6 protein-coding genes are annotated in these 12443 nt (G+C 50.2%); all 6 read right to left on the bottom strand.

Features of this window, described 5'->3' with window-relative positions; translation table 11 throughout:
- Positions 1 to 109: 109 nt before the first annotated feature.
- Complete coding sequence (locus QUA34_RS23610) at positions 110 to 1480, bottom strand: Rid family detoxifying hydrolase (RefSeq protein ID WP_333389469.1); 1371 nt, start codon at positions 1478 to 1480, stop codon at positions 110 to 112.
- A 256-nt stretch (positions 1481 to 1736) separates the two neighbouring features.
- On the bottom strand, positions 1737 to 7040 hold the full coding sequence (locus QUA34_RS23605; RefSeq protein WP_333389467.1) for a response regulator: 5304 nt from the start codon (positions 7038 to 7040) through the stop codon (positions 1737 to 1739).
- Positions 7041 to 7091: 51 nt separating this feature from the next.
- On the bottom strand, positions 7092 to 7994 hold the full coding sequence (locus tag QUA34_RS23600; RefSeq protein ID WP_333389465.1) for an HNH endonuclease: 903 nt from the start codon (positions 7992 to 7994) through the stop codon (positions 7092 to 7094).
- Between the two features lie 57 nt (positions 7995 to 8051).
- Positions 8052 to 11144 carry a methyl-accepting chemotaxis protein gene (locus QUA34_RS23595; RefSeq protein ID WP_333389463.1) on the bottom strand — a complete coding sequence of 1031 codons (3093 nt, stop codon included), beginning with the start codon at positions 11142 to 11144 and terminating at the stop codon, positions 8052 to 8054.
- 147 nt (positions 11145 to 11291) lie between these two features.
- The gene (locus QUA34_RS23590) at positions 11292 to 11825 is read right to left on the bottom strand and encodes a chemotaxis protein CheW (RefSeq protein ID WP_039887356.1); all 534 of its coding nucleotides are present in this window, start codon (positions 11823 to 11825) and stop codon (positions 11292 to 11294) included.
- Positions 11825 to 11989 carry a hypothetical protein gene (locus tag QUA34_RS23585; RefSeq protein ID WP_333324146.1) on the bottom strand — a complete coding sequence of 55 codons (165 nt, stop codon included), beginning with the start codon at positions 11987 to 11989 and terminating at the stop codon, positions 11825 to 11827. The genes QUA34_RS23590 and QUA34_RS23585 overlap by 1 nt, the downstream gene beginning before the upstream one ends.
- Between the last annotated feature and the right edge of the window lie 454 nt (positions 11990 to 12443).

Genomic DNA, 12443 nt, shown 5'->3' with positions numbered 1-12443 from the left:
AACTTATATTTAACTCTGCTTGAATATATCGTGAGCTCCTGTTCTTAGTTTGCGATCGATTATTCAGCAAACCCTATTTAAAAAGCCTGGTTTCTCAAAGAAGCTCAAATCAAATCACAGCAATGCAGTCAATTTCAACTAACACATCTTTCGGCAAACGCGAAACCTCCACACAAGCGCGCGCCGGTGCTGTTTCCGCATCAAAATATTTTGCATAAACCGCATTCACAGCGGCAAAATCATTCATATCTTTGAGGAAAACCGTAGTTTTTACCACATCCAACCAAGTAGCGCCGGCTTCTGTGAGAATGGCTTCGAGATTTGCCATAACTTGTTCGGTTTGTTTTGCCACATCGTCGGTGTAGACAATATCGTTTAGTCTAATGTCGATCGCAATTTGACCAGCTACAAACAGCATAGTGCCCGTAGCGGCGATCGCTTGATTGTAAGGGCCCACGGGTGCGGGTGCTTTGTCAGTACGAATAATTTTGCGTGTCATAGATGTTACTTTTTGAGAGAGTTTTTCGGAAGTTTCTGGCTGGTTGAGTTCTGTGTCAGAGGTTTTAGGCTGGTAGATTTCTCCATCGGGCATTATAGCACCCGTGAAGTCTGCATTTTCGATATTCCAACCATAGGTTATTGCATTCATCAAGTTAGCCATCTTCAAATTGGCTCCTTTCAGATTTGCATTGCTCAAATTTGTCTCGTGCAGATTTGCTTGCTCTAGGTTTGCCCCTTGCAGATTAGCTTTGTCGAAATATGTTTTTTCCAAGTTGCATCGACTCAAATTAGCTCCTTCAAGATTGGCATTGCTCAAATGTGCTCCTTGCAGATTGGCTTGCTCTAGGTTTGATCTTTGCAGATTAGCTTTGGTGAGATATGCTTTTTCTAAGTCGCATCGACTCAAATTAGCCTCAGCTAGATTCTCGCTAGACAGACCAAATTTAGGCATATTTACTTCTTGTAAATTAGCTCCTTGAAAATTAGTGTGTAGAATTTTTGCGCCACCTAACTCCGCACGACTTAATTCTGCCTTAGTGAAACTTGCCCCAGTCAAATTTGCATCAGTCAGATTTGCGAGGCTCAGGTTTGTCTCAATCAAAGAAGCTAAAGTTAGATTAGCAGAAGCTAGATTTGCTCCCCTCAAGTTTGCTTTATTTAGATTGGCATTAGTTAAATTGGCATTAATTAAGTATGCTCCACTTAAATCAGCACCACTGAGGTCGGCCCAAGATAGATTTTGTGAACTAGATGTGGCATTGGTCAAATTCGCACTTTTTAATGATGCCCTGCTAAGGTTTGTCTTGTGAAGGTTAGCCTTAATCAGGATTGCTTCACTCAATTCTGCCCTAGACAAATTGGCATCCTCTAAATCAATCCCGCTTAAGTCTGCACCTTGAAGGTCTACCCCACTTAGCTGTGCAGTCCGAAATTTTCGTTCGCCTTTAGCGTATCTTTCTAAAAGTTCTTCAGCGTTCATAAATCACCTCGATCGCCCTTCCGCTACACCCCACATTCCCAGCCTACCACCAAAACCCAACCCGCGATCTAAATCTGCGTCAATCCGCGTCAATCCCTTTTCATCTGCGGTTAAGAAACTCCCCTTTTGCAACCGCAGATAGAGGCAGATAAACACAGATAAACGCAGATAAATTAGAGATTATCTGCGTTTATCTGTGTTAATCCATTTTCATCTGCGGTTAACAAATTCCCTTTTTTAACCGCAGATTTACACATTACACACCAACCGGAGCACCAACAACCTCACCTTTCAACATCCGAGAAGCAGCATCAAGCAATTGCTCCTCCAAATAAGGCTTAGTGAAATAGCCCTTCGCGCCCAAACTGTAAGCCATTTGGCGGTGTCTGTCAGCACCGCGAGAAGTTAGCATCGCGATCGGCAATTCACACAAAACAGCATCCTTCTGCATCCGAGAAAGTAGTTCCAAACCGTCCATTCTCGGCATTTCAATATCGCAGAAAACGATATCGCAAGGCAGACCAGATTTCATCTTTTCCCAAGCTTCCTTACCGTCGCGAGCTTCTTCCACACGATAGCCAGACTTCTCGAAAGTAATCGACAACAGCGATCGCACCGTAATCGAGTCATCCACAATCAGCACAGTCGGCTCAGTCTTCTCGATTTCCGCCTCCGCAGCAGCCCGATCGCCCTCATCCCAAAGCGTACCGCCAGTGTCCTTCCGCAGCCTTCCCGTAGCCAAATCGATCAGCTCCAGAACATCCGCAATCGCCACGATCCGACCGTCCCCGAGCACGGTGGCCCCAGCAATCCCGATCGGCTTCGGCACCGGCCCTTCCAACGGCTTGATCACAATTTCCTGTTCCGTCGAAACCTGATCCACCTGCACCGCCAAGAAATTGCCAGCAGAGCGCAGCACAATCACCGAAATCATGTCATCGTCAGTATTAAACCCGTAAACACTGCCCCGACCCAAATGGCGGCTGTAAGCCAGCAGATCCCGCAGCGGCCGGAACGGCAAGCTTTGACCCCGCCACTCAATGCAAGGCAAACCATCCGCCCCCGTCGTCACCTGATCGCGAGGCACATCGATCATATCTTCGACCCCATCCATCGGGAAAGCAATGCGAGCGCGATCGCTAATGCAAGTCAGAGCCTTAGAAATACTCAACACCAGAGGCAAACGGATGGTAAACACAGTCCCCTTGCCGATCGTTGAATCGATCGACACAGTGCCCCGAATTTCCTGCAACGAAGTCTGCACCACATTCATACCGACCCCCCGGCCGGCGTACTCCGTCGCCTGTTCCTGAGTGCTGAAACCCGGCATAAACAGCAAATCGTAAACTTCCGAGCGAGACATCCTCTGAGCCTGAGCCGCCGTCAGCATACCCTGCTTAATCGCCTTCGCCTTCACCCTTTGCGGGTCAATTCCGGCCCCGTCATCAGAAACCGAAACCACGGTTTGGTTCCCTTGGTGGAAAGCGCGAATCGTAATCCTGCCGACTGCAGGCTTCCCAGCAGCCAGACGCACCTCCGGCGCTTCGATCCCGTGAGTAATCGCATTGTTCACCAAATGAGTCATCGGGTCATATAGTTGATCCACAATCATCTTGTCGATCAAAATATCCTTACCCTCAACCTGCAATTGAGCCTGCTTGCCGCACTTAATCGCGATTTCCCGCACCGCCCGGAACAGCCTGTCCGTCGTCTCCGCAAACGGCTTCATCCGGGCGCGAGTTAAACCTTCTTGCAGTTGAGTCGTGACTTGCCGCAGTTGGCGAGTCACCTGATCAGCCTCATCCACCAAAAACTCAATGTCCGCCGCCGACTCCCGTACCCGCACGATCAGCTCAATAATCTCCTGAGCCAAACTGTGGAAAGGAGTAAACCTGTCCATTTCCTCCGGTCTCCAGGCACTTTCCCTGGTGTGCGCCGAATCCTCAGAGCGCCAGGCCGATCGGTGTCCCTGCCGGTTTGCCAGCAAAGCAATCTCCAAAAGACTCCGCTCGTAGAAATCCTGAGTCCGCTGGCTCACATCGCTCAGCAGCGTTACCTGGTGCAGCAAATTGTCCAAAAACTGCCGCATCCGTTCTTGGTCTTGCTCCAAACTGTTGCGGTTCACAACCAGTTCCCCCATCAAATTGCTGAGGTTGTCCAGTTGCTTGACGGGCACCCGCATCGTCTGGTCGCCGAACCCGCCCGCGCGAGCATTCCGCCTGGGTCTGTTGATCGCCGACGGCCCCATATTGCCTTCCCCTTGGCGGCCGCTCTCCTTGGGATCTTCCAGCAGTTTTTCCAAATCGCCAAATTCGTCGTCGCTCTCCTCGGCAGCAGCGCGCGAAGCTTTACTAGCAGTTGTCGCCGGTGCAGAAATTTCCGGCATAGTTGCGCTCTCGCTGAGGAGTTCTTCGAGATCCGAGAAAACTTCTGTATTTACCGGACTCTGATTTGTGTTCCCAGAAGCTGCTATGACAGCTCCCGCACCCCCGGCAATTAACAGTGCTTCTAAATCGTCAAAATTGCCTTCGGCATCCTCATCGCCCGATTCTGCATCGGCAAAAAAGTCTGCCAGCGACCCCTCTTCCAACTCCGAGGAATCGGCCTGGGCCGACTCGTCCTCAGCGTCCCAAAAGCCCGTCGTCAGTTCCGAAGTCACCAGAACCTCAGCATCGATCGAATCCAACAAATCATCAAAACCCTCCAACTCTTCGTTGTTGAGAGTAGCCCCGGTTTCCATCGCCGAGAGCAAGTCAGCATCCCCATCAAACATACCATCGAGAGATTCTGCAGGCAGTGCCTCTAAATCCACACTCGAAAAATCCGTTTCCAGGGCATCAAACAAATCATCTTCGCCCTCAAACTCCCCGGCGGCATCTGTTTCGGCTCGATCAAACAAATCCGCACTCACCCCGCCTGCCAAACCATCGGCAGGTTGGGCAGACAACTCCTTCACATCCGCAGCGCCGTCATCTGGCGCCGATCCAGCATCCCCCTGCTGCACCATGCCTTCCCCAAACATATCCTCCAAGAAATCGAAAGCTGCGCCCTCATCAGATTCGACATTTGAAATTTCCGACTCAGGACTCTTGTCGGACAAAGCCCCAAGTTCAACCGCTGCCGAATTTGTCAAGCCTTGGTCGGAAACATTCGCACCATTGTTCTCGAACAAACTCCCCAAGTCGCCCTCATCAACTCCCACATCCGCACTCAGCAATTCTGAATCCCCATCATTCTGCCAACCCCCACGGGCTTGCCCCGAAGCTTCTCCGTCATACTCGGTACCCGTAGGTACAGAACCGAACAGCTCAGCCAAATCTGCCGCTTCTCGGGAAGTAGCAGCTCCTTGCCGATCCCGCACAGTCTGTTCATCCTCAGAAATCGCGTCCGAGGTCATATCCCCAAACAGCGCATCTAAATCCGTATCGTCTACTTCCAGGTTGAGCGATTGCACAGACTCGTCTTCCATGCCGAAAGCATCTTCTAGCCAGTTTTCATTCGCAGAGATATCTAAATCAGAATTTGATGTCATGTTAAGAACGTTGCCCATTTCCTCATTTTGTGCGGTGCCTGCAGCTTGAGCTCGATCGCCCCCGTTCTCCCCACCTTCGTCTTCTGAAGATAGGAAATTAGAAGTAATCCCCAACAACTCGCTCAAATCCGAATCCTCGCCAAGCTCAGAGAACAACTCGAAATCATCGATTTCAGGCAGACCAACCGCTTCGGCCTCCGCTGAATCATTGCCCCCCCCTGCTGCAGGCTTCTTCGATTCTCCGTCTAAAGCCTCAGACTTCAGGGAATACTCCGAAGAGACTGCCAGCCCACCTGTTGCCTCAGATAAGCCTAAATCGCCGAACAAGTTCTCGAAATCAGCATTGTCCGTACCACTTGCAGAAGTTTGGGCAGCCACTTCGTCCAAAAGCGTACCGAGAGCATCTTCGTCAGCTTGTCCCCTGGCTGGGGCCACCGTCTCGTCTCGCCGCTCCAAACCGCGCTTACCGTTACCCGTTTTAACCTGTTTGCGAGTTAACCGCTGGCTCGAACCCGCATTTTTCTGACCGACAGCTACTGCCGAGCCCTCTGCCTCCTCTCCAAACAGCAAATCCTCCCCAAACAAACTCGTCAGGTCATCAATCGGAGGCTTCGTGTTCGTTTCGGAACTTTCCGCATCGTATTCGTCAAACAACAAATCAGTAAAATCGCCGGAATTGTCATCGTCGGACCCCAGCATTCCCGCCGATATCCCAGAAGACTGTGCATAGTCGAGGTCTTCTTCTTCTTCCCAAGCGCCGTCGAGATCCGGGGACTCGCCGTCAAACAAGTCAGCTAAAGTGTTGAGTTCTGCCGCGCCCACTTCCGGGCCGGTGCGGGTCGAACCTCTAAAAGCACCCGTCTCTATATCCGATTCTGCGAAGGCGGAATCCGCGTCGAACTGGGACGATCGAATGCCAGTGTGATCGTTGCTGTCGCCACTGTCGAGTTGGTCGAACAGCTCGTCTATACTCAGCCCAGAAATAGTCGGCAGCAACTTGTTCAATCCATCCGGGGCATCGCCCGAACCCACCAGATCCCAGGCCTCATCCTCAACAGAAACCACATTTTTCCCGGATTTACTCGGTTGAGCGAAGGCCAGCAAATCTTCAAAATCCGTTTCTGGAACTAAAACAGCCGGCTGTAGCGCCAGAAGTTTTGCGCTTGGTGCGATCGACGATTCTAGACCAGAAATTACCAGTTCTTGCGCTTGTTTGATGTCTTTGATCACCGTTGGGGCTAAGGTACGGTAGGTATTGTCTGGGTTGGCGATCGCCTTGGATACAGCTTTGATCAATTCTATCCAGCAGGGCAGTTCAAATTCTTCCCCCGCCCTGAGCAAGTTCCGACAAATGTTCTTGAGTTGCCGCCTGCTTTCTGGCCCTTCGGGCTGTTTGAACTCTTGTAGGAGTTCCCGCATCCTCGCCGGCACGTCCGAGTCAAATACTAGCTGCAGCGCGCTGTCTTCTGTTGCTCTGGCATCAGGTGCGTAAACTGACCGCGAATCCTGAATACTCCTTGATGAGGCCAACGCCCCGACTCCCATCCCCGCCATCACTGGTTCGGGTACGGCCAGAGCGCTGCTCTCGTATGCATGGTATTCTCCGTGTCCAACGAGTCCCCCCAAGTGCCCATTAAGTTCTTCAAATACGGGTTCTAATTCTCGAACCATCTGTTCTCCCAATTCTTCTGTCAGTCCAAAAGGCCCCGACAGTTGCTCTAACAGCCCTTGCAATGTGTCAAAAATTCGCAGAAACAGGGACTCTAGCTGTTGGTCTACTTTAACGCTGCACTCTTTTAATACTTTAAAACTATCTTCTAGTCGGTGAGCTGTTTGCTGAATGCTGGTCAGCCCCAGCATTGCTGCTCCTCCTTTGACAGAGTGAGCGGCCCTAAATACTTCGTTGACCAGTTCTGGGTCTTCGATCGTGGTTTGCAGATTCAGCAAGCCTTGCTCGATCGTATTGAGGTGGTCTTTTGCCTCCTCAATAAAGTAGCCCATTATCCTCTGTTGTTGCTCCGGTAGCATAGTTTTATTCCTGATTTTAATCGTTATTGTATTGGGTCTATGTTAGTAGTTCTAGAGAATGTCTCTGTATATCTCGCCCCTTGCCAAGAGAATAATCTGACTGCGAGATATGGCAAATGTCCTGGCTATTTTTCTTTTCGATATGCCCTCACTTAAAAGATAGCGAATCTTTCGCACCTGTTCGGGTTGGAGTTTGCGGTGGACAGATATCTTGCCGGGAACGAAAGGAAAGCGGTTTTTTTCTATAGCATCGCGGGAGTTATCGGCGGGGGTTCCTTCCCACAAATGGTCGGGATTGACACAACCGCGATCGTCGCAACTGTGACACGCAAAATAACCGGGTTTAACAGGCCTTCCCAGTTTGTGTTCCAGTACAAGTCTGTGGGGATAGAAACTTTGATTTTTCCCGTTAATCTTAATAGTTTTCACCGAGTAACCATCACTTCTTTTAGCCAACGTACAAATCATGCAGCCGTTCGGCTGTATTTCAGCGCGAATACCTGGAATTACTTCTATGCCTCGCACTTGTTTTTGAGGTTTCGGCGCCGATGTACTTCCCACATCTTTAATACGTCCTTTTTTAAACCTATCTTGAGAATTTTCCAGCCGAGAACCTTCCCACAAATGGTTAGGATTAATGCAGTTGCGGACATCGCAAGTATGGCAAGCAAAGTATTCCGGTCTAATCGGACGACCTAAGATATTTTCTAATACTAAACGGTGGACAGTAAACGTTTTCCATTCACCGTTAATGCGAAGTCTTTTGTTTGCATAGCCACTGCTAGATTTGGTTAGGGTAGAGATAATACAGCCCGTCGGCTGAACTTCACCAAAGATGCCCGGTATTACCTCTACTATGTTATCGTCCATCTGTGCAACTCCTACTTCCTTTAGGTGTTGAATTGGCATCCCCGCAGGGGTTTCAAGACTGCGAGGTTGCTTTTTGTATGCCATTATTGCCACACTAACGTGCTTGTAAATCAGCCCGCAAAAAAAGCATGAGACAATTGATTATTGTCTTTCTGCTGTTTCTACTCGGAATCTTTCCACCGATGTCAAAAGGTCGCGAGCAACGCCCACCAAGTTTTGCAAAGCACCAGAAACTCGCTGCGCTTCTTGGGAGGTTTCCTGAGCGGTCAGCTCGACTGCTTGCATCACAGAAGCTACGGCGCGAGCTGTTTCGTTTTGCTCTACAGTGTCGGCAGTAATCGATCGCACTAGCACGTCAATTCGATTAGTAACTTGAATGATATCTTCAAGCGATCGCTTCGCCTGTTCTGCCAATTTTGTCCCCTCAATAACTTGCTGCGTCCCTTCTTCCATCGCCGTCATTACCGCGCCGGTTTCGCTTTGAATTTGCATCACGATCTGTTCGATTTCTTTCAAAGACTTCGCCGATCGGTCTGCCAATTGTCGCACCTCGTCTGCCACGATCGCGAAACCCCTGCCCGCTTCCCCAGCTCTCGCCGCCTCAATACTGGCGTTGAGGGCCAACAAATTCGTCCGGGAGGCAATAGTAGCGATTAAAGCCACAATCTTAGAAATTTCTTGAGAAGCTTCCGCCAACCTCTTGACTTTTCTCGTGGTTTCTGCTACAGTTTCTCGAATTTCCAAAATCCCGGCCACCGTCCGCTCCACAGCCTCGCCCCCTTTCAGAGCCGTTGCCGCCGCGCCCCGCGCCACTTCTTCCGCCTCTCTAGCGCTCTCTGCGACCCGCTGAATCGCATCGGTGAGGACTTGCACGGAATTCAGCGTTGCCGCCAGTTCCTCAGCTTGCCGCAGCGCGTCGGAAGACAAATCGCCCGCAAACTTGGCACTATCTGTAGCGCCTTTGCTGACCTCCCGAGCCGCCTGCTTCACCTGATGGACGATTTCGCGCAGATTTTGAATTGTCAAGTTAAACGAGTCAGCAACAGCGCCCAAAACGTCTGCGGTCACTTCTGCAGTCACCGTCAAGTCACCCCGGGCCGCTCCTTCCACGTCATCTAGCAAGCGAATCACTTGGCGCTGCAAGTCTTCTTTTGCCTGTTCCTGCTCGTCAGACTTGCGCCTGGTATCGCTAATCGTGGTTTGGATGACCTTCGCCATGTGGTTGAATTTAGCAGCCATTTTGCCAAATTCATCTTCCGAGTAAACCGTAGCGCGAGCGTCCAAAGTTCCTTGAGATACGGCATCGAACTGAGCTTGCAAATTGTCCGACGACTTGCGTACCTGCTTGGCGATCAACTGGCCGATGCCCCAAGAAGTTAAAAAACTGGTAAAGCCTGCGGCTGCGGTCATTACCCAGCCTGTTTGGCGCAGGTAAACGATCGCCTCCGGTTTGTCTTGCCGCAGAGCTTGATAGGAGGCAATGTTGGTGACGAAAGCCACAGCTACCAGAGAAACCAGTCCCGCCCCGATTGCCGTGTACAACTGTTTTGTAAACAAAGGGGCATTTTCCAAGAAAGCCAGTCCCCCCTGTTCTACTGTTACCGAAGTATCGACCGCTTCTGTTTCGGTGGGAGAAAAACTCGACACAGACGCATCAGCCGGGCCGCTTATGCTAAATATTTCGTCATCCCGAATTGCTGAGCCATCGCTGTTGTCAAAGTCCAGGCTGCTGCCCGTCGTTCCCATCATGCCGCTGGTCGAGTTGCCGAAATTGGTGTTACCTCTAGTCAAGATCGAACTGGTGGCATCTTCTGAGATATCAAAGTCCGGCAAATTGCCCAAATCGTCAAATTCGTCAAATTCGTCTAAAAAGTCGCTGTGTTCTTGACCGTTCCCTGTTTTTGACGACCAGGCGCTGTTGTTCTTGTCGGACGCCCCGAAAGCTGTCGCTTGTTCGTTTTCGTCGAAAGAGAAAGAATCGCTAAAAGCGTCGTCTTCAAAAGCATCTAACTCGAAGTTGTCTCTAGAGCTAAATGCCGGGGGTTCCGAGTCGCTGTAACCGTTGCTGTTGGCGGAAGCTCGATCGACTGAATTAAATTGCCCCCGGCTCGACCTTTGACTTTGAGAGTTGGGGACAGCACCTCCCATCAACAGCGTTTCGTCTTCCGCCAGCGAATAGTTTGACGAGTAGTCCGACCCGTTATTCGGCTGTTTGTTTTGAGGTCGAGAAGACCCGAAACCCGACGAGGGCATCGCCTCGGCAAAAGGGTCTTCCTCTTCGGCATCAGGTGCGTTATGACCGTAATTTTGACCACTCTGGGGCGGGGATTGGTAGTCGTAGTCGGAGTTATCGTCGAATTCGTCTGGCAAATCGAGCGCAGCAAAAGGTTCGCCAAAATTGTCCGAGGGCGCGATGGGGGAGTCTAGTTGGTTCGAGTCGAAGGAATTCCCGACTTCTGAAGAGGCAAAACTTTGACCGTTGAGCATCTGAGTCGGAGCTTCTGAAAACGAATCTCCTGAGTAAGGTGCGCTTGAACCAGACACTTTGCTGCTAGACACGTCAGCAGCATCAAACCCTCCATCATCTAAGGCAAAAGGGTCTCCAAAGTCCGAGTCGGCAAATTCGTCTATGTCTAGGGAGCCGGAGTTCTCAGCATAAGCTGCCATTCCGCCGCTGTCGCCACCAAAGGGGTTAGAATGTGAGGCTAAATCTGGGACTGAGCCTGGGCGATCGTCGTCTTCTGGTTCCCACCCCAAGCCACTCATGCCCAAGTCGGCCAAATCCTCGTTTTCCATGTCGTCTGGGGATTGACTTCTATAGGAAAGGGATGGGGAATTTCCTTGGAAAAGTCCCAAATCCGGGTCTTCTAACCCTTCATCAAGAGATAAGTCTGGATAGAATTCTAATTCAGTTTCAGCAGACAAAGCCTCGAAATTTTCCGTTTGTAGTTCTCCAGATAAAAATTGGTCAGTGTAGGTAATTCCGCTGTGAGCGTGTTCCACCAAACTCTGGTCATCACTCAGGCCTAGCACAACCGTGTACTGTTCCCGCGCCACCTCATACTGTTGCAGTCCGTAGCAGTAAATGTGTCCGCACAGCAGGCGAGCGCTGGGGTCTTCGGGAAAATCTTCGACTAATTGATAAACTAGGGCTGCGGCTTCTGAATAATTGCCATCCATGTAGGCCGCTTCTGCCCGTTGGTAGTCCTGCTGAAAGTTGGTACTTGTTGCCATTTGCCGCCCTCTTTGGATTTTAGATTTTAGATTTGAGATTTTTGATTTTTATCTTGAATTGAATGTTTAGATGCGCGCCTCAAGTCGTGTGACTGTTGATGGTTAGACCTCAATCGAAAATCGCAAATCGCAAATCTAAAATCGATTTCACGCTGCCCACCGCGCCGAGCGCAGAATTTTCACTTGATCTAGCAGTCGGAGCACTTTCTGAGCTGGTGCACCTAACATCCATTCTCCCCTCAGAAATGGAATCATGCCGTCTGGTGCATTGTTCTGAGAGTGCAGTTGCTCTACGTCGAGCCAGTCCATCCCCACAATTCGATCGACTGCCAGCCCCAAAATCGTGTCTTGGTCTTCCACAGCCACGATCGGGATTTCGGGTCTATCTGTGTTCAGAGGTGTTTGGTCTCCCAGAAATTGACCCAGGTCTGCCACCCAAATCACTCGTCCTCTCATATTTAGCGTACCTAAAAGCAAAGAGGAAACGTTGGGGATCGGGGTCATGCGGTCTGGGGAAGGGGATAGTACCTCTCTAATCCCTGTCGCCGGCAGAGCGAACTCGTTCCCCGAAGGAACGTAGAACCGCAGGTGCAGCTCGCCTTCGGGAGTTTCTAGTTCTTGGAATTCCGGAGCCGGATCTACGCCTAGTCCTGGTAATATAAAGTCTGGGCTACCGCTAATCATAATTCTGACACCTGCATTTCTAGCAAATTGTTGAGGTTTCCGGCCAAGAAGAACCCGATCGAAACTTCGATCGTCGAAACTTGACACAGCCAAGCTTGACACAGCCAAGGGGTGAATGGCGCTACTGCCGGAGGTACTTGGCAATAAATTTGCTCCGTCAATAATTGACTGCCATCAATAAATTCGCGCGACCAATGCTTACAAATTAGCTCAAATAGAGTACGAACAATTAATTTGAAACCCCTAAAGCTTCACTTTGTAATCCCACCGCCGTCTCCATTGGTAAAACTCTGGGTAATTTCTGCGATGAATGCTAAACCGATACTCGGATTAGCGAGGAGTTGTTGACATGGCTGGTGTCGCGACAATCATAAACGGAGTCACTTAAGACTGACAATTGCACTCTCTGACTTTGTACAGAAATACCTAGCAATAAGTAGCTCTGTACATCAGTTTTTCGGAGCGGCTACAAGTGGAGAACAAGTATATTATATTTGCACTTTGAGCGTGTTAGACCCACTTGGGTCTAGAAATTGAACAGAGTTTTACCGACGCCCTTATGCCAGCGCGCGGATTAATACATTCTAGTTTATGGTGCGATCGCCAATAGTACCC

This window comes from Microcoleus sp. POL10_C6 (assembly GCF_036701585.1).
GTDB lineage: Bacteria > Cyanobacteriota > Cyanobacteriia > Cyanobacteriales > Microcoleaceae > Microcoleus.
The sequence above is the reverse complement of the archived record's forward strand: the minus strand, read 5'-3'. Positions and strand labels throughout refer to the sequence as shown.

Bases quoted from the DNA above. Each gene is read 5' to 3' on its own strand.
- QUA34_RS23610 (WP_333389469.1), bottom strand. From the start codon at position 1,480: ATGAACGCTGAAGAACTTTTAGAAAGATACGCTAAAGGCGAACGAAAA.
- QUA34_RS23605 (WP_333389467.1), bottom strand. From the start codon at position 7,040: ATGCTACCGGAGCAACAACAGAGGATAATGGGCTACTTTATTGAGGAG.
- QUA34_RS23600 (WP_333389465.1), bottom strand. From the start codon at position 7,994: ATGGCATACAAAAAGCAACCTCGCAGTCTTGAAACCCCTGCGGGGATG.
- QUA34_RS23595 (WP_333389463.1), bottom strand. From the start codon at position 11,144: ATGGCAACAAGTACCAACTTTCAGCAGGACTACCAACGGGCAGAAGCG.